This window comes from Cupriavidus sp. 10L43_2 (assembly GCF_056395265.1).
Genome location: NZ_JBFTJE010000016.1, coordinates 129588 through 151938, shown reverse-complemented (window position 1 = coordinate 151938; position 22351 = coordinate 129588). Strand labels below are relative to the sequence as shown.

General features: G+C 65.9%; 21 protein-coding genes. 10 read left to right on the top strand and 11 right to left on the bottom strand.

All coding sequences use genetic code 11. From position 1 onward, the window contains the following. From AC1DEL_RS21005 to AC1DEL_RS20970, 8 genes are all read right to left on the bottom strand, one after another. Positions 1 to 491, bottom strand: a 491-nt coding sequence (locus AC1DEL_RS21005) for a hypothetical protein (protein ID WP_477154066.1), incomplete at its 3' end; no start/stop codon positions are given. Continuing rightward, on the bottom strand, positions 481 to 1548 hold the full coding sequence (locus AC1DEL_RS21000; RefSeq protein WP_477125419.1) for a T6SS immunity protein Tli4 family protein: 1068 nt from the start codon (positions 1546 to 1548) through the stop codon (positions 481 to 483). The genes AC1DEL_RS21005 and AC1DEL_RS21000, both read right to left, overlap by 11 nt. Then, entirely contained in the window at positions 1545 to 3092 is a 1548-nt protein-coding gene (locus AC1DEL_RS20995) for an esterase/lipase family protein (RefSeq protein WP_477125418.1), read from the bottom strand. The genes AC1DEL_RS21000 and AC1DEL_RS20995 overlap by 4 nt, the downstream gene beginning before the upstream one ends. 41 nt (positions 3093 to 3133) lie before the next feature. Further along, positions 3134 to 4201, bottom strand: a complete 1068-nt coding sequence (locus AC1DEL_RS20990) for a T6SS immunity protein Tli4 family protein (protein ID WP_477125417.1) — start codon at positions 4199 to 4201, stop codon at positions 3134 to 3136. Then, positions 4198 to 5784, bottom strand: coding sequence for a lipase/acyltransferase domain-containing protein (locus tag AC1DEL_RS20985; RefSeq protein WP_477125416.1), 1587 nt, complete (start codon positions 5782 to 5784; stop codon positions 4198 to 4200). The genes AC1DEL_RS20990 and AC1DEL_RS20985 overlap by 4 nt, the downstream gene beginning before the upstream one ends. A 10-nt stretch (positions 5785 to 5794) precedes the next feature. Continuing rightward, on the bottom strand, positions 5795 to 8290 hold the full coding sequence (locus AC1DEL_RS20980) for a type VI secretion system Vgr family protein (RefSeq protein WP_477125415.1): 2496 nt from the start codon (positions 8288 to 8290) through the stop codon (positions 5795 to 5797). A gap of 158 nt (positions 8291 to 8448) precedes the next feature. Continuing rightward, complete coding sequence (locus AC1DEL_RS20975; RefSeq protein ID WP_477125414.1) at positions 8449 to 9192, bottom strand: CDP-diacylglycerol diphosphatase; 744 nt, start codon at positions 9190 to 9192, stop codon at positions 8449 to 8451. A gap of 106 nt (positions 9193 to 9298) precedes the next feature. Continuing rightward, a complete protein-coding gene (locus tag AC1DEL_RS20970) occupies positions 9299 to 9976 on the bottom strand; it encodes a GntR family transcriptional regulator (protein WP_092295149.1) in 678 nt (225 codons plus the stop codon). A gap of 80 nt (positions 9977 to 10056) precedes the next feature. On the opposite strand from AC1DEL_RS20970, the gene AC1DEL_RS20965 reads away from it, so the two are divergent. The 4 genes from AC1DEL_RS20965 to AC1DEL_RS20950 all read left to right on the top strand — a co-directional run bounded on the left by AC1DEL_RS20965 (position 10057) and on the right by AC1DEL_RS20950 (position 13589). Then, on the top strand, positions 10057 to 10818 hold the full coding sequence (locus AC1DEL_RS20965; protein WP_092295151.1) for an enoyl-CoA hydratase/isomerase family protein: 762 nt from the start codon (positions 10057 to 10059) through the stop codon (positions 10816 to 10818). Between the two features lie 30 nt (positions 10819 to 10848). Then, positions 10849 to 11844 carry a tripartite tricarboxylate transporter substrate binding protein gene (locus AC1DEL_RS20960; RefSeq protein WP_092295153.1) on the top strand — a complete coding sequence of 332 codons (996 nt, stop codon included), beginning with the start codon at positions 10849 to 10851 and terminating at the stop codon, positions 11842 to 11844. Positions 11845 to 11861: 17 nt separating this feature from the next. Then, a complete protein-coding gene (locus AC1DEL_RS20955; RefSeq protein ID WP_441592514.1) occupies positions 11862 to 13052 on the top strand; it encodes a CaiB/BaiF CoA transferase family protein in 1191 nt (396 codons plus the stop codon). 153 nt (positions 13053 to 13205) lie between these two features. Further along, complete coding sequence (locus tag AC1DEL_RS20950) at positions 13206 to 13589, top strand: hypothetical protein (protein WP_092295157.1); 384 nt, start codon at positions 13206 to 13208, stop codon at positions 13587 to 13589. A 59-nt stretch (positions 13590 to 13648) separates the two neighbouring features. Here AC1DEL_RS20950 and AC1DEL_RS20945 read toward each other — a convergent pair whose 3' ends face one another. Continuing rightward, complete coding sequence (locus tag AC1DEL_RS20945; RefSeq protein WP_477125413.1) at positions 13649 to 14713, bottom strand: VWA domain-containing protein; 1065 nt, start codon at positions 14711 to 14713, stop codon at positions 13649 to 13651. 76 nt (positions 14714 to 14789) lie between these two features. Between AC1DEL_RS20945 and AC1DEL_RS20940 the strand changes: the two genes are divergently transcribed. From AC1DEL_RS20940 to AC1DEL_RS20915, 6 genes are all read left to right on the top strand, one after another. Then, the gene (locus tag AC1DEL_RS20940) at positions 14790 to 15740 is read left to right on the top strand and encodes a S1C family serine protease (protein ID WP_477107558.1); all 951 of its coding nucleotides are present in this window, start codon (positions 14790 to 14792) and stop codon (positions 15738 to 15740) included. Between the two features lie 12 nt (positions 15741 to 15752). After that, positions 15753 to 16766: an AAA family ATPase gene (locus AC1DEL_RS20935; protein WP_441645765.1), complete on the top strand. Its 1014-nt coding sequence runs from the start codon at positions 15753 to 15755 to the stop codon at positions 16764 to 16766. After that, positions 16744 to 17766: a DUF58 domain-containing protein gene (locus AC1DEL_RS20930; RefSeq protein ID WP_477125412.1), complete on the top strand. Its 1023-nt coding sequence runs from the start codon at positions 16744 to 16746 to the stop codon at positions 17764 to 17766. The genes AC1DEL_RS20935 and AC1DEL_RS20930 overlap by 23 nt, the downstream gene beginning before the upstream one ends. Continuing rightward, positions 17763 to 18821 carry a VWA domain-containing protein gene (locus AC1DEL_RS20925; RefSeq protein WP_477110035.1) on the top strand — a complete coding sequence of 353 codons (1059 nt, stop codon included), beginning with the start codon at positions 17763 to 17765 and terminating at the stop codon, positions 18819 to 18821. The genes AC1DEL_RS20930 and AC1DEL_RS20925 overlap by 4 nt, the downstream gene beginning before the upstream one ends. Before the next feature lie 104 nt (positions 18822 to 18925). Then, complete coding sequence (locus AC1DEL_RS20920; protein ID WP_477125411.1) at positions 18926 to 19624, top strand: cysteine hydrolase family protein; 699 nt, start codon at positions 18926 to 18928, stop codon at positions 19622 to 19624. 59 nt (positions 19625 to 19683) lie between these two features. After that, on the top strand, positions 19684 to 20592 hold the full coding sequence (locus AC1DEL_RS20915) for a LysR family transcriptional regulator (RefSeq protein WP_092295173.1): 909 nt from the start codon (positions 19684 to 19686) through the stop codon (positions 20590 to 20592). A 6-nt stretch (positions 20593 to 20598) separates the two neighbouring features. Here AC1DEL_RS20915 and AC1DEL_RS20910 read toward each other — a convergent pair whose 3' ends face one another. Further along, positions 20599 to 21306, bottom strand: coding sequence for a cysteine hydrolase family protein (locus tag AC1DEL_RS20910; RefSeq protein ID WP_477107563.1), 708 nt, complete (start codon positions 21304 to 21306; stop codon positions 20599 to 20601). Positions 21307 to 21337: 31 nt separating this feature from the next. Then, a complete protein-coding gene (locus tag AC1DEL_RS20905) occupies positions 21338 to 22324 on the bottom strand; it encodes an alpha/beta fold hydrolase (RefSeq protein ID WP_092295178.1) in 987 nt (328 codons plus the stop codon). Positions 22325 to 22351 lie beyond the last annotated feature (27 nt).

The following is a 22351-nucleotide window of genomic DNA, read 5'->3' as shown; positions in this document are numbered from 1 at the left end:
TCGGGGCTGGTGAAATCGGACGCGTCCAGCGTGACCTTGACGCGAACTCCATTCTCCCAACGATAGCCTTCGAGTTTCCGGATTGCGATGTGACTGTGTTCCGAACCCCGGTGCATGAAGTAGCGGGAGTGCTCATCCCACGCGGGCACATTGAGATAAAGAAAAGGATGYGCATCCATGCTCTTCACCGCCTTGAGTTCGGCTTCGCGCGCGGAGATCTCCTCGTTGAATGCATCGAGGGGCATGATCTTCGTCTCGAGCCGTGCGCTTTCCACAGTGGCGGACCCTTTGACCGTCACGCCGGCGGGCAAATCGATAAGATGGCGTCCCACACAACGCGGGATTAGGTTGGTAGTCAGGGCATTCACTGTCTGTTGTTCCTGAGCCGTCAATGAAGGGGATTTCGCACAAGCCGGCAGCACAAGCGCTACGCCCGCGAGCGCGCTGATCACCACATATCGTTTCATCATCGCGGCGCGCTCAGAAGGCATTCGGCCGGGGCCGCAGGGTTCGGGAGATGGCGTCCCAGACCGCGAGGGCCTCGGCGTCCGTCAGCGATGCGCGCTCTAGCCCGCGATCGTCCGGGAGCGGGACCGCTGTCTCCATATCGAGCCCTACGAAAGGCGCCAGCACATCGTTCTCAAGCGCGTTGCCTTCCAGGCTGAAGAGATGCCCATGCACTTCCGTGGTGGGTCTCGGGCCTGCCAACAGCCATTCCTCGGCGTCAACGCCGGCCAAAGCAACCTTGCCTTTTCGAACCGTTCGCCCCCCCTCGATCTGCGACAATGCGTCCTCGATCTGGCGATGCCTCTGCAATAGCGAACTCCTTTCAACGAGATCCGAATCCGTCACAAGTGTGAATTCGACGTCCTCATGGCTTGCGACGTTGAACATCGCAGTCACGCGTTCGTCCTCTTTCGCTTTTCCGAGAATCAGACCGTCCGGCAAGCACAATCCCGGCTCCGATGGAATCTCGTTCTCGCCGCGGCCCCGGAAATTCGTGAGCAGTTCAAAGACATGATTGGCCTTTGTCGGCACACTGTTCTTGACATCCATACGCTGCACGATCGGGTCATCCGCCTGATCGGGGCTGCTGAAATCTGACGCCTCCAGCGTGACCTTGACGCGAACCCCATTCTCCCAACGATAGCCTTCCAGAATCCGGTTTGCGATGTGGCTGTATTCCGAGCCCCGGTGCATGAAGTAGCGGGAATGCTCGTCCCACGCGGGTACATTCAGATAGAGGAATGGGTGAGCGTCAATGCTCCTGACCGCCTTGAGTTCCGCCTCGCGCGCGAAGATTTCCTTGTTGAATGCATCGAGGGACATGATGCCTGTCTCGACCACTGCGCCCTGCAACTTGGCGAATCCTGAGACTGTCGCATCGGCAGGCAAGTCGATAAGATGTCGTCCCACACAACGTGGAATCAAATTTTTAGTAAGGGCATGCACAATCTTTTGTTCCTGAGGCGTGGATGGAGGAGCTTTCCCACAAGCGGGCAGCGCCAGCGCGTAGAACACGATGAATAGCGATGAAAGGCGTTTCATCTACGATAGGCCATTGAGGTTCCTTTCACGGCGTCCGTGATCTTGACGATCGACCACACCGTGAATAGCTGGAGTGGCAAGACCTTATAGGCGGCTTCGTGCTCGACCCCACGGTAAGCCAAACAGACCTTAGCTTTCTCGCGTGGCGCTGCGCCAGAGCGACGCGGAACCGTGCCGTCGCCATCCTCGTCCGCACCAACCAAGTCGAAGGCAATGTGCAACGGTTTCCCAGCACTGCGTGTGAGTACCGACATGCTTCCTGCTCCGGTGTCGCCCGATACCGTTCCCTCGGTGAGATCGTCGATGGCGTATGGCGCGACGGCCGGCCCCGCATGCCGCCGCCGCCACGTAACGTCCCCCCACGTTTTGTGCGCTGCATCGCTCCCGTAGAAGGCATATGTATTGGGGTGATATCGGTTCGCGATGGCAAGATGGAACGGGCGCACCGTCTTCTGGACGATTTCTACGTACCGTTGCCAGTCCCTGTCGACCGTCTTCTTATACGTATCGAGAGGGTTGATAAGAAGCTCGCCGCACAGCGCCCACCACTTTCCCCGCACGGTGTAGATCTCATCGTAGGGATCGGACTGCGGAAGCGAGACCATGCGGTTCCCATCGCGTATCTTCAACCAATGAGTGCCGTACTCGGGTGTTGGCAACAACTGCAGGGGGCCGGGAGCCTGTGCGAAGACCGCGGTCACTTCAAAGGACCTGGTACCGAGGACAATGCCGGCCAGACCCTCCGTACCGGCTTTCACGCGCTTGTAGGCTGCCGCAGCGCCGGTCGCCGGCATGACCCCATTCACCACACCGAGGATGACTTCCTTGCCGCCCATCGATTCTGTGAAGAATCGCCCGACAAGCCCCCCCATCGAATGCGTGACGAGGATGGCGCGGTCACACATGAATCCCTTGCTTCGGTAATAAGCCATGAACGCATTCACTCTGGCCGCGAGGCGTTTTGCCGAATCCTCGTTTGATTGCAGCCAGTTGTATCCCACTGCGTGGACAGGGTAGCGATACTTGTAGGACAACGCGGCTTCTTCGCGCGTAAGTGCGGCCACGCCGATCGCGCGGGCATTCCCTTCGTCCAGCAGCGTGGAACGTATGCCGGTCTGCCATTGAGGCGTATCGTTGAGGGCTCCTTCAAGCCAGGCGAGGAACTCTCCGTAGCTCATATGTGCAACTTCGCCCCAGCCTCGCCTCTGCATTTCGGGCGTCGACAGAGGCGTTCCTGTCGGGAGCCTCCCTCCGCCGTATACGGCTGTCGTGCTTGGATCGAGGATCTTCTTGCGCTCGGCGGCATCCTTGATCGTCCAATGCATTACGGTACTTTTGCTATCCAGCAGCCAGACCGAACGCCTCCGTTTGCCGGTCGTTTCCAAATTCGACCCCATCACCCCCGGCACGAACACCACCGGGATGACCCGCCGCGAGACCAGGTAGCAAATCGCCTCGGTCTTTCCCTTCGACATGACGGATCGATACCGCACGGAGCCGTCTTCCTGAATCTCGGGCGGGATAATGCGTTGCGTGACTTCCATGACATCACCGTTGTTGTTTGACGTTGACCATCGCCGGCTTCTCAGAGAGCACCGGGTCTGGGCCGCAGGGTCCGGGACACGGCGTCCCATAGGGCCAGCGCCTGCGCCTCCGTCAGCGAGGCCTTCTTCAACGGTTCTTCCAGGCCCGTGGGGCCGCCGTTGCTCAGCTTGACGGCGACGAACGGTGTCTCCGGGCTGCCGGTCGTGGCGTTGCTCTCCAGCCGGAACGCCTGCCCCTGGACGTTCGTCACGATCATCGGCCCCGCAATAACCATCTCCTCGCCCCGGCCACCGGGCAGATCCACCGTGCCCCTGCGTAACGTCTTCCCGTCATCGAGCACGCGTTGCGCAGCGGCAATCGGGCCGCCCCGCCACAGCAAGGAGGTCTTCTCCTGAAGGCTGGAATGGGTGAATACGTTGAAGTAGACGTCGGGATAGGCCGGCAAATTGAAATCGACGTCGACCTGCTCGTCATCCTTCGACTTGCCCAGGAGAATCCCGCCGGGAACGCAGAGGCCGGGCTCTGTGGGTATCGCGCCATCCGGCCGGCCGCGGAAGCTGGTGAGCATTTCGAACACCTGTGTGGCGGCGCGAGGCACGTCGTTCTTGACCGCCATCTGCCGTACAAGCGGATCCTTGGTCTGATCTGGCTTTGTGTAGTCCGAGGATCGAAGTTGGATACTGATGAAGACACCGTTCTCCCAGCGATACCCTTCCAGCACCCGGTTTCCCGGATCGTCCCCGATCGAGCCACGATGCAGGAAGTAGCGTGAATGTTCATCCCACGCCGGCGCGTTCACGTACAGGAAGGGATGCGCATCAATGCTTCGCGTCTTGGTGAGTTCGGCCTCCCGAGCCGCCATCGCTTTCCGGAACTCTTCCAGCGACATGGCCATGGTCTCGACGATGGCACCTCGCATCTTCACCATGCCGCTCAATTCGACTTGCGCAGGCATATCGATGAGATAGCGCCCCACGCATTGCGGGACGAGCCGGGTAGTCAGTGCCTGGATGGCTTGTTGTTCTTGCTCGGTCATTTTCGGAGAGAAATCGCAGCCTGCAAGCGTCAGGCAAAGGCCGGCGGTAAAGCATCTACGGCTGAACTTCATTTGCTGTACGCCATGGAGGTGAGCTTGACGGCGTCGGTGATCTTCACGATCGACCAAAGCGTAAAGAGTTGGATGGGTAGCGCCTTGAAGGCGCCTTCGTGGTCGATGCCACGATAGGCAAGACAGACCTTTGTCTTTCCTTTTGGCGCGGCACCCGAGCGGAGCGGGACCGTACCGTCACCGCTTTCTGCTGCGGGTTGGATCTGGAAGACCGCACGAACGGTGTTTTCACCGCGCCGGGTGTGGACGGCGATCTCCCCGGTGCCCTTGTTCGCCACTACCTTGCCCTCCAGCGGGTCATCGACCGGCAAGCCTCTTGCGGGCCCGAGGCCTGCCTGATGGCGTCGCTGCCATGTCACCTCGCCCCAGCTCTTGTGATTGGCATCATCACCAAAGAAGGCGTACGAGTTCGGATGGTATCGACCGGAGATTGCCTGATGAAACGGCCTGACGTCATCCTTGACCATCGATTCATATGTCTTCCAGTCGCGCTCGAGGGTCTCCTTCTTCTTATCCGCAGGATTGATCAGCTTGTCATCGCATAGGCTCCACCATCGTCCTCGCTTGATATAGATCTCTTCGTATGGATCCGAATTAGGCAACGTCACCACACGGTCCCCATCCCGAAACTTCAGCCACCGCATGCCGTATTCCGGCGTCGGCAGCAGTTGCAGCGGGCCCGGTGACTGTGCGAAGACCGCAGTCATTTCCTCCGCATCGCAGCCCAGTGCCCAGCCAGCCGGTTTTTCCGTTCCCGCCTTGACGCGCTTGTAGGCGGCCGGCGCGCCGGTGGCGGGCATGACGCCATGCACAACGCCCAGCACCCGGTCGCGCCCGCCCAGCACTTCGGTGTAGCAGCGTGACACCAGCCCGCCCATGGAATGCGTGACGAGAATCACCCGGTCGCACATGAATCCCTGCTTCCGGTAATAGGCCATGAATGCCTCGACGCGCGCCTTCAGGTGCTCCGCCGATGCGCGGTTCGACTGCAGCCAGTTGTAGCCCACGGCATGCACCGGGTATCGGTATTTGTAGGACAGCGCCACCTCCGCACGCGTCAGCGGCTGTACGCCCACGCGTTGCACGGTGTTGGGCTCCATCAGTTGCGAGCGCACGCCCGTCAGGAAGTCGTGGGTGTCGTTGAGGGCGTTCTCCAGCCAGGCCAGAAACCCGCCGTAGCTGATGTGGGCGATCTCTCCCCAACCACGGCGCCTCATCTCGTCTTCCGTCAGCCACGTCCCGGTAGGGAGCTTTCCGCCGCCATAGACGGAAGTCGTTAGCGGGTCCAGCATGATCTTGCGGAACTCGGCGCCTACGGGAATCCAGGTCGCCGCGTCGGCCATGCTGTCGAGCAGCCATACAGGCTCCTTCGTCAGTTCAATCTCGCCGTTGAACCGCCGTCTGGGTCGCAATCCAAGCAGATTCGACCCCATCACCCCCGGCACGAACACCACCGGAATCATCCGGCGTGACACCAGATAGCAGACCGCAACGCTGTCGTCCGGCGGGGTCATGACGGAGCGGTAACGGACCGAGCCGTCCGCCTGGATTTCGGGTGGAATGATGCGTTCTCTTGCTGCCAAGATGGGGTCCTCAGGATTTCAATGGGCAAAGCAGGTCGACGCTCTCGGCGAAGAGGCTCTTCTGCAGCGACGTCTTGCCTTCCGCATCGGCCGCGCCACGAATGCGGCTGCCGTCGTCGCGGAGCACGGCATACGACTCATGGCTGGCGGGCTCGTCGTCGAACGGCCAGCGGACCGTGAACGCTTCATCGAACTCCGCGTGCTTCCACGTATTCATCGCCTGAGAAAGCGACTGCTTTATCGTCTGCTGATAGGAAGCCGATCGGATGATCCGGTCGCCGCGCGTGCCGTCCTCGATGCCCGTGAGCGACAGCCGCAGGAATGAACCGCCGCACTTCAGCAGCAGTTCCTTTTCGGCCTCGATGACCACCCTGCCGTTGGCGCTGCTGATGGTCACGTTGCGGTCGGCCAGCAGACGCATGTCGTCGCTCTGCGCCTGGATGTCGATGGGTCCCCGCGCGGCGAACAGCTTGATGCCGAGCTTCTGCGCGAAGATCGACACCAGCTCGCCGGCGGCGACGGTGAAGCGCTTCAGCGCGCTGAAGTCCGCGTGGCCACCCGATGTGCCGATCAAGTTCTGGCTCGCGCTCAGTTGCAGGTCGCCGCCAGACGCCAGCGCCATGCCGGCCGGGGCGCTGGCCAGCAGGCCGGCCTGCTTGAGGGTGTCCAGCGTGTTGTCGAGCAGCGCCTTCTGGCGGCCGTAGTCTGCCGCCACCGCCTGTGCCGCCTGCGCGGCGGAGGCCAGCGCTTCGGCCTGACTGAGCGCCTGCTGGAGCAAACCCCGGGCCGCGTCCATGCCGAGCTGTGGGCCCTTGGCGCTGGGCTGGTCGTCCGCCGACAGGAACAGGCCCTTGCCGCCCCGGATGGCGCCCCATCCGGACGTGCGCAGCTCGAAGCCCTCGCCGCGCTTCTGCCGCTTGTCGTCGACGAGATAGCCAAGATTCAGCTGCGACTTGCGCGCAAAGTCGGTGGAGAGCTTGACGCCCTCCTGCCCCTCCCAGTCCTCGAAGCGCAGCTTGTTATTGCTCTGGGTGCGGATCACGTTGCGAGACAGCCAGCGGTCCCGGTTGGTGATCAGGTCCTCGTGCTGGCTGTTGTGCTGCACGTGGGCGATGTATGGCTTGTTCGGATTGCCGTCGCGGAAGGCCACGTCCACATAGGTGCCATCGACGAGCGGAAAGTGGAAGCCGGTCTGCCTCGCCCCGGCGAACGGCTTGGCCAGCGCCAGCGGCACGCTTTCGCCGCCGTTCGGCCAGGTGTCGAAATCGAGGTCGAAGCGGACCGTGTAGTGCCCCTGCTGCGTCAGGTAGGCGTACTTGTACTGGCCCGGCGAGGTCACGCGGGCAGACAGCGTGCCCTGGATCCTCGGCCAGCGGTCTTCGGCCAGCGACAGCCGGAAGCGCCGGTCAGAGGGAATAGCCTTGAACGTGTTGCGATAGGCGGCATCGCGCGCGCCGGTGTGGATAACCTCGGTGATGACCTGCCCGTTCGGCGCCTCCGCCAGCGCCAGATCCATGCGGAGGATGCGCGCCGGGCGCAGGTCCAGCACGTTGCTCTCGCCCGAGAACACCAACTGGCCGGCCATCGCCGCTTCATGGCGTAGCTGCGCCTCCCACTTGCCGCCCTCGAAGTCCAGATGATGGGTGCCGAAGACATAGGACTGCCCGTAGGTCGTCGCCTCCTTGCGCGCGACGTTGGCCTCGCCGGTGAAGCGCTCCCACGCGCTGCCCGGGTGGTAATCGGCCACGCGAAATGACGCCGCCACGGTCGTCGCATGAGATTGCAGCGCCAGCACCGCCTCCACGCCCGCCTCCAGCCCGGCGGTTTCGCGGTACGGCACGCGCAGTTCCGGCTGGTAGAGGTAATGGTCGATGTCATCCCCGACCACCAGCATCTCGCCGAACTTGCCGGGCACGAAGTAGCTGTACAGCCCCTCCTGCTCCATCAGCAGCCGGATGTAGGCCCAGTCGGACATCTGGTACTGGAAGCGGAACGCGTGCTGCGGATACTTGCGGCGCAGCCGGAAGGCGAACTGATGGCCCTGCAGGTCGTGCCGGCGCAGGATGGCCTCGATGATCTGCGGCGCGGTCTGGTGCTGGTAGATGCGGCTGGCCTGCGTGAGCTTCAGCCGTGCGGCGAGCGGTTCGACCACGGCCTCGTAGCTGAACAGGTCGCGGGAGCGCTGGAGCCGGCTGAGCCGGGTGATGCAGCCGGCGAACTGGCGCGGCGCGGCCCCGTCGATGGGGTCGCCATGGTCAATGCGGAAGGTGGCGGCCTTGCCGAGATAGTCGGCACGCTCGAGTTCGAGCGGGTGCGTGAACTGCACCGTGACGACGTAGGTCTCGCCAAGCCGTTCTTCGGCAGTGAATGACACCACCGACAGCGCGGCGGCATTCGCGGCGCCAGGCACGTCGAGGTAGTAGACCTGCCTCCTCTTCAGCCGGGCGTCGCCGTCGTCCGCCCGGTATTCCTTCCGCTGCGCTATTGCTTCCACTTCCTTCCCCATCGACTCGGATTTGCGGCAGAACCGTACTCCGTTTCGATGGCGCCGGAAGCGCCCAAAGCGCGCTGTTTGCGCTACGTCATGTGTGACTAATTACTTGAATTTCCTAGGCTTTCTCGGAATTGCCTGAGGTCAGGCCGGCGCCTTCCCAGGCGCCCGATCTATCGGCCTAGCTTGCAGCCACGGTCCAGGAAATCGCTGGCATGGCCGTTGTTGGCCGGCGCGAGAGCGACCGGCTCATCCACGACGACAAAGCCGCCGCCCGCGTAAGCGAGAAAGATGCCGCGGTCCTGCGTGTCGCCGCTAGTACCCGCCGTTTCGCGATGCACCTCATCGAACGGATTGAAGGCCAGCACCGGCTGGTCCGCCGGCACGCGCTTCGCCCGGACGCGCTTCCCCGCGAACGTGAACTCCCCCCATGCCGGCGAAATGCCGCTCTGGTTCAGAAACTTCTGAGCGGCGCCGCTGATGCAATCCAGATGGATATGGAGCTGGTCCTGGCTGCGCGAGCCCCGGGAATTCACGGCGAGGCCGATCAGCGTATCGGGCAGGGGCTTGCCGACCGCCTTCGCCACGATCTGGCGTTCTTCCCACCCGAAGGCCCAGCCGTTGGCGCGCGTGCCCGTCCAGACGCGCGCGTCTTCCACACCGCTGACGGCATGATCGGGAATCACGAGGTAGTGCGAGGCGCCGACGTAGTCCTTGTAGAGCACGAGGCCCCGGTCGCGATCGACCACGGCGCAGTCGGCGTGGCGCGGCGTGCCGTCCGTGAGGCAGCGCGCCTGCACGTTGCGCCAGAGACCGTTGCGGGTGAAACCGCCGACGGCATTCGGCGGCCACACGATCTCCGCGCTGGCCACGGCCGAAACGCAGGCCGCAATGATCGCGACGAACAAACCTCGCATCGGAAAACTCCTGGGTATGGGTGAGATGCCTGGGGCGCGGGGCGCGCGCCTGACCCGGGAGAGTTACCAGAACTTGTGTGGCATTTCTACCATAGGGCCGGACTGGCTATCTGGATTGCACGCCGCCCTGGTCCACCGCCGCACTGGCCAGCAGCACGAGATCGGCGATGGCCTTGCCGCCTGCCGAGATATGCGTCCGCATGGCCTCGGCGGCGACGTCGGCATGGCCCGCCAGCACCGCCTCCACCACATGCCCGTGCTCGCGGTGGGAGCTGGGCACGCGGGCGTCGTTGATCAGCCCCTTCTTCTGCCAGTAGATCGCCAGCCGGCGGCGCAACTGCACGATCTGCTCGGACAGGAACGGATTGGCTGCCGCCTGGTACAGCACGTCGTGGAATTTGCGATTGGCCTCGATATAGCCGGCGGTATCCCCGCGCTCGACGTGCTCGGCTGCCGCTTCGTGCGCATTGGCCAGCACTTTCTTGCCGGCCGCCGTAATGCGCTGGGTTGCCAGCCGCGCCACCACGCCCTCCATCTCGGCCAGCGTCTCGAACATCGCCACCAGTTCGGCGGCGGTCGGCTGGTGCACGAACATGCCAGCGCGCGGCACGATGGTCACCAGCCCCTGAGCGGCCAGCATCAGCAGCGCCTCGCGCACCGGCGTGCGCGAGCTCTCGAACGCGTCGGCCAGCGCCTTCTCGTCGATCTGTGCCCCCGGGGGCAGCGCGCCGGTCTGAATGGCCGACACCACGTTTTCTCGAATGCGATCCTGGAGTGATTGCACGGGTATACCCTCTTTTGTTCCGGATAGAAAATATCTGTAGGCTTCGTGAATATATCAAGACGACCGGGAGATATTTCGGAATGGATGATAACTCGCCTCTGCTCACTGTGGACGGCCCCATCGCCACCCTCGCGCTACGCCGCCCCGAGGTGGCAAACCGGCTCAATCCAGGTGATCTGCGCGCCATACGGCATCACATCGAGGCGGTCAACGAGATGGAGCGCGTGCTGGTGCTCCGCTTCGTCAGCGCCGGCAAGTATTTCTGCAGCGGCTACGACATCGGCTCGCTGGCCGGCAAGGCCGACGAAGGCGCGCTGAATTTCGGCGAAGTCATGGACGTCATCGAAGCCGCCCGCCCGGTCACCATCGCCGCCATCAACGGCGGCGTCTACGGCGGCGCCACCGATCTTTGCCTGGCGTGCGACTTCCGCATCGGCGTGCCCGGCTGCGACATGTTTATGCCGGCCGCCCGCCTGGGCCTGCATTTCTATCGCGGCGGCATGGCGCGCTACGTCTCGCGGCTCGGCCTGAACGCCGCCAAGCGCCTGTTTCTGACCACTGACCGGATCGACGCCGCCACCATGCTGGACATCGGCTTCCTGACCGAGATGGTCGAGCCGGAGGCGCTCCACGCGCGGGTGGACCAGTTGTCCACCCAGCTTGCCGGCATGGCGCCCATCGCCCTGCTCGGCATGAAGCAGCACCTCAACGCGCTGGCGCGCGGCACGCTCGATGCCGACGCGCTGGCGCGGGACATCCATCGCTCGGAGATCTCGGCAGATCTCCGGGAAGGCGCGGCGGCGTGGAAGGAAAAGCGCCAGCCGGTATTCAGCGGCAAGTAGCGATACAGCTACCCGGAGGAGACACACACCATGAAAAAGACCCCCGTATCCACGCAGTCACTGGCCGCCCTGGCCACGTTGGCCCTCGTCGCCACCGCGCTGCCTGCACAGGCTTCGCCGCAGACGGCGTACCCGACCAAACCCATCCGCCTCGTCATCGGCTTTCCCGCCGGCGGCGGCGCGGACAACACGGCACGGCTGTATGGCGATGCGCTGAGCCGCGAACTGGGCCAGCCCGTCATCGTCGACAACCGGCCCGGCGCGGGCACCACCATCGCCGCCGAGTTCGTCGCCAAGGCGCCGGCGGACGGCTACACGCTCTACATCGCCACGGCCAGCCTGATGGGCGGCGACAAGGTGCTCTACAAGAACATCAAGTACGAGCCGTCCGATTTCATCCCCATCACCCGGCTGGTGGCGGCGCCGATGATCCTGGCCGTCAACAAGGACATCGGCATCCGCAATGTGGCCGACCTCGTGGCGCAGGCCAAGGCGCACCCGGGCTCGCTGAACTATTCGTCCTCCGGCAACGGCGTCATCACCCATCTGGCCGGCGTCTACTTCACCAAGCTGGCCGGCGTGAAGATGACACACGTGCCGTATAAGGGCGGCGCGCCGTCCGCGCAGGCCGTGGCCGCCGGCGACGTGCAGCTCACCTTCGGCACGGCGCCGTCCGTCAAGCCGATGATCGACACCGGCAAGATCGTGCCGATTGCCGTGACGTCCGCCCAGCGCTCGCCGGCCAACCCCCAGTTGCCGACCATTGCCGAAGGCGGCGTGAAGGGCTACGACCTGTCCGCGTGGTACGGCCTGTTCGCGCCCGCCAAGACGCCGCCCGAGATCATCGACAAGCTCTACGCGGCCACCGCCAAGGTCATGGCCAACCCCGAACTGAAGAAGAAGTTCCTGATGCAGGGCGACGAAGTGGCGGTCTCCGCCTCGGTGGCCGAATTCCAGGAATACGCGGCGCGCGAAGGCCGAATCGGCGTGGACCTGGCGGTCTCCAGCGGCGCGAAGATCGATTGAATGACATGGAGCATGCAATGACAAACCCGGCCAATCCCACCCCCACGCCTCCGGCGGGCCAGAGCCTGCTGCCGCTGGCGGGCCTCACGGTGGTGGATCTCACGCGGGTGCTGTCCGGCCCCTACTGCACGATGATGCTGGCCGACCTCGGCGCGCGCGTCATCAAGATCGAGCACCCCAACGGCGGCGACGACTCGCGCCAGGTCGGCCCGTTCGTGGATGGCGAGTCGGCCTACTTCGCCTCCATCAACCGGAACAAGGAATCGATCGCGCTGGATCTAAAGCAGGCCGACGACCGCAAGGTGCTCGAAAAGATGCTGGAGTCGGCCGACGTGCTGATCGAGAACTTCCGCGCCGGCGTGATGGAGAAGCTCGGCTACACCTGGGCGACGCTGCACGCGCGCTACCCGCGCCTGGTGTTCGCGTCGATTTCCGGCTTCGGGCAGACCGGCCCCTACCGGAACCGCCCCGCCTACGACATGGTGGTGCAGGCCATGGGCGGCCTGATGAGCGTGACTGGCGAGGCCGGCGGCAACCCGGCGCGCGTGGGCGTATCGATTGGCGATATCGGCGCGGGGCTGTACGCCACCATCGGCATCCAGTCCGCGCTGCTCAAGCGCGCGGCCACGGGGCTGGGCGAACGCGTGGACATCTCGATGCTCGACTGCCAGGTGGCGCTGCTGGAGAACCCGATCGCACGCTACTCGGCCACGGGCGGCGTGCCGAAGCCGCTGGGCACACGGCATCCGTCGATCACCCCGTTCGACATGTTCGCCACGCGCGACGGCTTCATCGTCATCGCCGTGGGCAACGATGCGCTGTTCACCACACTTTGCGCGGCGCTGGGGCGCGAGGAATGGGCGCGCGACCCGCGCTTTGCCACGGTGCCGGCCCGCAACGAGCACCACGCCATCCTGAAAGAGGCGCTCGAAGCCCGGCTGGCCGATGCCACCACCGCGGAGTGGGAAGCTGCGCTGGAAGCCGCCGGGGTGCCGCATGGTCCACTCAACGGCGTGCCGGAGCTGGTCGAGAACGCGCACGTGGCGGCGCGCGGCATGCTGCTGGACATCGGCATCGGCGATGGCAAGGCGCTGCGCGTGGCCGGCAACCCGATCAAGATCGGCACGGCGGACGCACTCTCTGGCGTGCGCAACCCGCCGGCGCTCGACCAGGACCGCGCCCGGCTGCTGGCCGAGTTCCGGGTGTAGGCCCCGCTAATCAGGGTTCGCGCGCGTAACTAACCGGCCTTGCCGTGACGGGCAAGGCTCGTAAATGACAGTTGCACAATCAAACAGAATGTCAGGTGCCTCGACGCTACAGTGGTCACTCCCATGCCTGTAGGCGTTTTAGGAGGTACACGAATGAAGCAACATCTGGCGAAATCCCTGTTGATGGCTGGTGCGATGATCGCGTCTTATCCGCTGCTGGCGCAGCAGACGCTGCCGGCCCAGCCGATGCAACCGGCGCAACAGGGTCAACCGCCGATGCAGTCGGCCGCGCCGTCCCCGGTGGGCGTGCAGCAAGGCGTGCCGCCTGCTGCACCCGACACCTATGCGCAAGGCTCCGGCCAGTCGGTCCAGTACGGCGTGCCGCCGTCGGCTGGCGCGCCCATCGCGGCAACCGTCGCCCCCGCCCCCACCATGAGTCCGGCGATGGACCCGAGCGCGGCAGCGAACACCACCTTGCCGCCCGACGCACTAGGCTCGCGGCTCGGCCAGCGCAGCAGTTTCCTCGACGGGGCCTGATCCAGCCCGTTCAGCCCGGCACGCCGAGGCACCGCGCTGGTGCCCCGGCGTGCCAGCGCTCACCGCCGGAACCACAGCATCGACAAGGCGCAGGCCGCCACCAGCAACACCACCGACGCCGCCGCCAGCAGCGCGCTCACCTCGGTTTCCTTGCGCTCCATCGCAAAGCGGGCACTGAGCTGGCGATAAACCTGACTCAGGTCGGCCGCCGACCCGGCCTGGAAGTACTCCCCACCCGTCATCGTCGCCACCGCGCGCAGCGCCGGTTCATCGAGCTGCATGAAGTAAGACAGGTTCGATTCCCCCGCCGCGCCGCCCTGCGTCGACCCAAATCCCACGGTATAGACACGCACCCCGCGCTGGGCCGCCATGCGCGCGGCTTCCGCCGGGTCCGGGCCGGTGGTGCGGCGCCCATCACTCAGCAGGATCACCGCGCCGTGCCGGTACGAGCCCGGCTGCACCGCCTCCCGCTCCTGATCGCGCTTGCGCGCGGCATCCGCCGACGCGGCCTCGTCCAGCGAGCGGGGGCCGCGCCCGGAGCGGGCCGACATGCCATTGAACAGGATGTCCTCGAGATCGATGCCATCGTCGGGAAACAGCACCGCCAGCGCCTGGATCAGCCCGCTGCCGGTGGCCGTGCCACGCTGGAGCTGGAAGCGCTCGATGGCGTCGAGCATGTCCTGCCGGTTGTTGGTGGGCGGCAGCACCACCGTGGCAGTCGTGGCGAAGGACACGATGCCCAGGCGCACGCTGGCCGGCAGGCCGATGATGAGGTCCCGCGCCGCCTGCTGCGCGGCGCTGATGCGTGTGGGCGCCACGTCGGTGGCTTCCATGCTGCGCGAGGTGTCCATGGCAAGCACCAGCGTGACGGTGTCCGATGGCAGGGTGATGGTGGCGCTGGGGCGCGCGCAGGCCAGTAGCGCCAGGGCCAGCGCCACGAAGTACAGCAGGGGTGGAATATGGCGCCGCAGGCGTTGGCGCGTGCCAAGCGCGGCGCGGGGCAGCGTCAGGCTGGCATAAAGCAGCGCGGTCTTCTTACGCCGTGCCAGCAGATAGAGATAGGCCGCGGCCAGCAGCGGGAGCGCCAGCAGCAACCAGAGCATTTGCGGCCAGAGAAACTGCATGCCCTGCTCCTTGGCGCGTGAGTGAGAACGATGGTACTGTATTTTCCAACGGCGGGACGGGACCTCGGGAGCAGCAATGAAACGGGTGACGATCTACGGATGGCTCTCGGCGGCAGTCGCGCTCGTTTTCTCCTTGGGTGTGGGCTCCGCCTGGCTGATGCAGCCGGCCCCGCCGCGCGCACCCACGCAGGCAGACATCGACTCGGCCGTGCTCCATACGCTGCAAACCAAGAGCCTGCCGTCGCGCACGGCGCGCGCCGCAGAGGCGGTGCGCGAGTCGGTGGTGGAAGTCCGCAGCTACGCGCCCGGGGAAGACAAGGCGCAACCGGCACCGGCGGCGCCCAACAGCAAGCCGGCGCCATCCGCCAAGGCACACACCAAGCCGTCGCCGAAATCCTCGCCAAAATCCTCCGCACCTTCGCCCGCGCCGGCCCCCGCCCCGCCGCGTGACGAAATCGCCACGGAAGGCATGCCCGACCACAAGACCGAAGAGCGCCAGATCGGCACCGGCGTGGTCGTGACCGAAAGTGGCATCGTCATCACCAATCACCACGTCATTGCCGATGCCAGCCGCGTGGAAATCCGCTTCCACGACGGGCATGTCGCCGAGGCGTCCATCCTCCAGGCGATTCCGGAAAAGGACATCGCCATCCTGCAGGCCAAATCCATCCCCGACGACCTGCCGGCGGCCACGCTCGGCTCCAGCCGGGAGCTGGCGCCCGGCGCCGAAGTCGTGGCGGTGGGCTTTCCGTTCGGCATCGGCCCGTCCGTCTCCGCCGGCGTGGTGTCCGGGCTGGACCGCCAGTTCATCTCGCCAGACAACAAGCAGAAGCTGGACAAGCTGATCCAGTTCGACGCCGCCGCCAACCCGGGCAACTCGGGCGGGCCGCTGGTCAACATGAACGGCGAGGTGGTGGGCATCGTCACGGCCATCCTCAACCCCAACAAGGACGGCACTTTCCTCGGTATTGGCTTTGCCATCACCATCGAAAGTGCCGGCGCATCCATCGGATCTTCCCCCTTCTAGACGCGGAGGCCTATGAACGACGAAGCCCGGAGCGCTGCGGACAGCGCCAACCTGATGGAACGCCTGCTGTACGAGGTGAAGCGCGTGGTGGTGGGGCAGGACCACTTCCTGGAGCGGGTACTGGTGGCCGTGCTGGCTGGCGGGCACCTGCTGGTGGAAGGCGTGCCGGGCCTGGCCAAGACGCTGACCGTCAACACGCTCGCCCGCACCATGAGCGGCACGTTCAAGCGTATCCAGTTCACGCCGGACCTGCTGCCGGCGGACCTGGTCGGCACGCGCATGTACAACCAGGGCACCGGCGAGTTCTCCACCGTGCGCGGGCCGGTGTTCGCCAACCTGCTGCTGGCCGATGAAATCAATCGCGCCCCGGCCAAGGTGCAGAGCGCGCTGCTGGAAGTGATGCAGGAGAAGCAGGTCACCATCGCCGGGGAGACGCATCGCGTGCCGGCGCCCTTCCTCGTCATGGCCACCCAGAACCCGATCGAGACCGAGGGCACCTACCCGCTGCCCGAGGCGCAGGTGGACCGCTTCATGATGAAGGTGCTGGTGGGCTACCCGAGCGAGGAGGAGGAGGTCGTCATCGTCAATCGCGTGACCGGCCCGCGCATCCATGTCGGGGCGATTGCCACGCCGGAGCATCTGGTCGAATTGCAGGAAGCCTGCCGCAAGGTCTATGTCGACCCGGAACTGATCCAGTACGCGGTGCGCGTGGTGGCGGCCACCCGCAAGCCCGGCAACTACGATCTCGCCGACATGGATCGCTACGTGTCCTTCGGCGCCAGCCCCCGCGCCACCATCGGCCTGATCGAAGGCGCCCGCGCGCTGGCCTTCCTGCGCGGCCGGCACTATGCCGTGCCCGAGGACGTGGTGGATCTGGTGCCCGATGTCCTGCGCCACCGGCTGGCGCTCTCCTATGAAGCCATGTCCGATGGCGTGACGGCGGACCAGTTGATCGCACGCATCCTCAAGGCCCTGCCGGTGCCGGAACGGCCACTGGAAACCCATGCTCGGGCGGCTGTTCGGTAGGCGCCGGGCCGGCGCGGACGGCATTGCCGCCGCCGCCCCGCTCCCGCCGGCCCCCCCGCCTGCGGAGGCGCCGCTGGGCGGCCCGCGCGTCAGCCAGACCGAGGCGCTGGTCCGCCGCCTGGAATGGACCGTGGTGCGCCGGCTGGACGGCATGCTCCAGGGCGACTACCGCACCCTGTTCCGCGGCTTCGGGCTGGATCTTGCCGATCTGCGCGAATACCGGCCCGGCGACGATGTGCGCCACATCGACTGGAACGTGACCGCGCGGCTGCAGACGCCGCATGTGCGCGAGTTCCAGGAAGACCGCGAGGTGGCAGTCTGGTTCCTGCTGGACCTGAGCGGCTCGATCGACTTCGGCTCGGGCAGCGTGCGCAAGCGCGACCTGCTGAACGATTTCACCACCGTGCTGGCGCTGCTGCTGACGCGCTATGGCAACCGGGTAGGCGCGGTGTTCTACGGCGGCGCGGGCGAGATCGCCACCTCGGTGATCCCGGCGCGCGCGGGGCGCCGCCAGTTGCTGCACCTGCTCGACCGCATGCAGGCCACGCCGGCCGCTTCGCCGGGCGACACCCGGCTGCGCGACCTGCTCGAACGCGCGCGGTCCGTGGCGAAACGCCGCTCCGTGATGTTCGTGGTCTCCGACTTCATCAGCGCGCCGGGCTGGCAGGCCTCGCTCGCCATGCTGGCCCGGCGCCACGAAATCGTCGCCGTGCGGCTGGTCGATCCGCTGGAAGTGGCCCTGCCTGATCTTGGGCTGGTGGTGCTGCAGGATGCCGAAACCGGCGAGCAGATGTTCGTCGACACCCATGACCCGGCCTTCCGCAAGCGCTTTGCGGCCGCCGCGGAGGCGCGCGAGGCGGAGTTGCGGCAGGGCTTCGCGCGGGCCGGCGTGGAGTGCCTGACCCTGTCGACCTACGCCCGGCTCGATCTGGCGCTGCTGCACTTCGCCCGGCAGCGACGCCATCGGCAAGGGGCCGCGAGCGGCACGGGGGCAGCATGATCGATGCGATGAGCCGCCTGCCCCTCTTCAGTTTCCTGTGGCCAGAAATGCTGTGGCTGCTCGGCTTCGTGCTGGTGCTGGGGGCCGGCTATGTCTGGCTCGATGCGCGCCGGCGCCGCGCAGCGGTGCACTATCCCGCGCTGCGCAGCGTCGGCCTGACCACCACGGGCGGCGCCGGCTGGCGCCGGCACGTGTCGCCCGTGCTGGCGCTGCTGGCCCTGAGCGCGTTGATCTTCGCCATCGCCCGCCCGCAGGCCGTGCTGATGCTGCCGTCCCGCATCGATACCGTCATGCTGGTGATGGACCTGTCCGGCAGCATGCGCGCGCAGGACGTGAAGCCGAGCCGCATTCGCGCCGCCCAGCAGGCCGCCAAGGTGCTGCTGGACGCCCAGCCCTCGGGGGTCAAGGTGGGCGTGGTGGCGATGGCCGCCACGGCCGCCGTGGCGCACGCGCCCAGCCGCAACCGGGAAGACGTGGCCAGCGCCATCGACCGCCTGAAACCGCAGGGCGGCACGGCTCTCGGCAACGGCCTGCTGATCGCGCTCACCACGCTGCTCCCGCAGGCCACCCCCGACGCCGCGCTCCTCATGGACGACGATATCCCCCCGCAGAAGACTGCCGATGCGCTGGGTAGCGACGACGACAAGCGACCCGGCTCCTACGCCTCGGGCGCCATCGTCCTGTTCTCCGACGGCGAAAGCAACGCCGGCCCGGCGGTGGTCCAGGCCGCCCAACTCGCCGCCGCCCACGGCGTCCGCATCTACACGGTAGGCGTGGGCACGACGGACGGCGTGGTGCTCTCGGTGGACGGCTGGTCGGCCCGGGTCAAGCTCGACGAAAAGGTCCTGAAACAGGTGGCCGACGTGACCGGCGCCGAATACTTCCGCCTGGAAGATGCCAGCCAGCTCAAAAAGGTCTACCGCGCCCTCAGCGCCAAGCTGGCGTTCGACAAACGCAACCAGGTGGAAATCACCGCCTTCTTCGCCGCGCTGGGCGCCCTGCTGGCCGGCTGCGCCGGGTTGCTGTCGCTGTGGTGGTTTGGGAGGGTGTTGTAGGGCGCCGCCTGTGCAGCCCCCGCACAAATCCTGTGCGGCGCATGGCGTTGTAGTGCAGCGTGGCGGTACCTAGACTGGCGCCTCTTTCCTGAGGAGCCTGTTGCATGAACTTCCATCTGCCGCGCTATTTGCGCTTCGCCACCGTCGGGGTTTCGCTGGCTGTTTCGGTCGGGGTAGCCGCTGCCGGGCCGAACCCGCACCCCAGTATCCGCGCGATTCTCGGCGCCCAGCCCATCGACCATCTCGAGGCCAGCACCACCGCGCTGGTCATCATCGACTTCCAGAAGGAATACTTCTCCGGCCGGCTGCCCATCCCGGACGGCCGGCGTGCGCTGGCGCAGGCGCAGCGGCTGGTGGCGTTCGCGGATCAGGCGCGGATGCCGGTGTTCCAGGTGCAGCATGTGGCGCCGGCCGGCTCCGCCTTGTTTGCGGCCGATGGGGACACGGTGTCGTTCGAGCCGGGCATGCTGCCGCGCCCGCAGGACACCGTGCTGCGCAAGCAGACCGTGAGCGTGTTTGCGAGTACCGATCTCGACCGGCGCCTCAAGACGCTGGGCGTGAAAACCGTGATCGTGGCGGGCCTGATGACGCATGCCTGCGTGGCCGGCGCGGCGCGGGACGCGGTGCCGCTCGGCTATCACGTTGTGATAGCATCGGACGCCTCCGCCACGCGCGATATCGTGCGGGCCGACGGCCAGAAGGTCGACAAGGACGCGCTGCATCGCGCCGCGCTCGCGGAGATCGAAGACACCTTCGGCGATGTGATGACCACCGCCGACATTACCCGCCTGCCGCTGCGCTGAGCGGGTTCAGGGAACGCCCTGCGGGGCGTTTCTCATTTGGCCGGACACATCGATACTTCATGGATCAGTTGCTTGCCATGCGCATCTTCTGCTGCATCGTCGAGACCAAGGGGTTCTCGGCGGCGGCGGAGCGGCTCGACATGTCGCACTCCACCGTCTCGCGGCAGTTAAAGCAGCTCGAAGCCGCCATGGGCGTGCAGCTGCTGAACCGCACCACGCGCCGCTTCGCGCTGACCGCGGCGGGCGAGCGCTATCACCAGTACAGCCTCGACATCCTCGCGCGCCTGGACGCCATGACAGCGGCGATGACCGGCGAACGCGAGCATCTCGCCGGGCCGCTGCGGGTGACAGTGCCGCTGGCCATCGGCACGCTGGAGCTGCCGGACTGGCTGCCGGCCTTCCAGGCAAGCTTTCCCGATATCGCCCTGGATCTGTCGTGCAGCGACCACTTCGTGGATCTGGTAGCCGAGCGTTTCGACGTGGCACTGCGCATCAGCAGTACACCGCTGGCCGACAGCAGCCTGATGGCGAAATCGCTGACGGCATCGGACACGGTGCTGGTGGCGTCACCGGCCTATCTGGCACGGCACGGCCTGCCGGTATCGGCGGCGGACCTTGCGCAGCATGCTGTGCTGAGCTTCACGGGCGCAAACCGCACCGGCGAATGGACGCTGACAGCCCCGGACGGGGCTGTCGAACACGTGGGTGTACGGGGTGGCATGTCGACCGATACGATCACCGCGCTGTACGCGGCGGCGTTGGCCGGCACGGGCATCGCGGCATTCACCGAACGCACCGTGCGTACCGAACTGGCCCGGGGCGGGCTGGTTCGCGTGCTGCCGCAATACCGGCTGGGTACCAGCCACTACTACGCGCTGTACCCCCACACCCGACATCTCACGCCGCGTGCGCGTGCCTTCGTCGAATTCATGGCGGCGCACTATCGGATGGACGACCGGGCAAATTGAATCGGCTTACCGCGCCAGCCGCCTGAGCGTCTCGTCGGTGTCCCAGAGCGCGTTGGCGATGTAGCGGAAGTTGACCAGCGCCGCATGGTAGCCATCACCCTCGGGCAGCTTGGGGCCGGCCACGGCATCGCGCACCACCGCCACCTCGAAGCCGTGCTCGAGCAGGTCGCGCAGATGGGACTCCACGCACAGGTTGGCCGCCATGCCGGCGAGGATGACCTGATCCACCCGCTGCTTGCGCAACTGCAGGACCAGATCGTTGGCCTGCGGCCCATAGAGCTTGTGGGTCGAGCAGATGATGGTCTCGCCATCCTCGATATAAGGCTTCAGCTCGGGCATGAAGTCGGCGCCCGAGTCACGGAAGCCCTCCAGCGTCAGCGCGCCGGGGCGGTCGAACATGCCGACGGCATGCTGGAACATCTCCGCCGGACCCGCCACCTTCCACTTGTGGTCGTGCGGAAAATAGTAGTGCGGAGAGATGGCGACGCAGATCCCGGCCTGCTTCGCCGCCGCGAACAGGCGGACGAGGTTGGGCACCAGGTTCTGCTCGGTCACGCTCTCCCCCACCACGCCCCAACTCCGCCCTTCGGGACTCATGAAATCGACCTGCGGGTCGATCACGACCAGCGCGGTACGCGCGAGGTCCAGCGTCAGGTCGGCGCTGGGCAGGCCCGGCTCGGCCGGGTCCTTGTAGGCAGGGTTGGCATTGCACATGGTGGGGGCCTTTCAGGTGAAGTTGCGCAGGTCAGCTGCGGATAAACGCCAGCAAATCGGCGTTGAATTTCTCCTTGTGGGTGTCGGTCAGGCCGTGCGGCGCGCCCGGGTAGACGATCAGCTTGGAGCCCTTGATCAGCTTCGCCGAGGCGCGGCCGGCGGCGTCGATCGGCACGATCTGGTCGTCGTCACCGTGGATGATCAGCGTCGGCTTGTCGATCTTCTTGAGGTCTTCGGTGAAATCGGTTTCTGAGAAGGCCTTGATCGAGTCCAGGGTGTTCTTGTGTCCGCCCTGCATCCCTTGCGCCCACCAGGCATCGATCAGCCCCTGGGACGGCTTGGCGCCCGGACGGTTGTAGCCGTAGAACGGGCCGGACGGCACGTCGCGATAGAACTGCGAGCGGTTGGCGAGCTGGGCCGCGCGCAGGCCGTCGAAGACCTCCACCGGCAGGCCGTTCGGGTTGGCCGGCGTCTTGACCATCACCGGGGGCACGGCCGAGACCAGGACGACCTTGGACACGCGACGCGTGCCGTGGCGGCCGAGGTAGCGCGCCACTTCGCCGCCGCCGGTGGAGAAGCCCACCAGGATGGCGTCGCGCAGGTCGAGGGTTTCGATCACCGTGGCGAGGTCGTCGGCATAGTGGTCCATGTCATTGCCCTCCCACGGCTGGCTCGACCGGCCATGGCCACGACGGTCATGCGCCACGGCGCGGAAGCCCGAGCTGGCCACCAGCAGCATCTGCGACTCCCAGCTATCGGAATGCAGCGGCCAGCCATGACTGAACACCACGGGCCGACCCGATCCCCAGTCCTTGTAGTAGAGCTGCGTGCCGTCGCGGGCGGTGATGTAGCTGCCGTGCGGCTTGCCCGCTGCCGAGGCGCTGGCCCCCTTGGCGGCCTGTGCGGCTTCGGCGCCGCCGGGAATGCTGGTGGCCACCAGCGCGGAGGCTGCGGCGGCGCTGCCGAGCAGCAGGTTACGACGTGACACGCGATTCGGGAGACTCTGATCGGAAGACATGGCGAAGATCCTTGTTTTGCTGCGAGG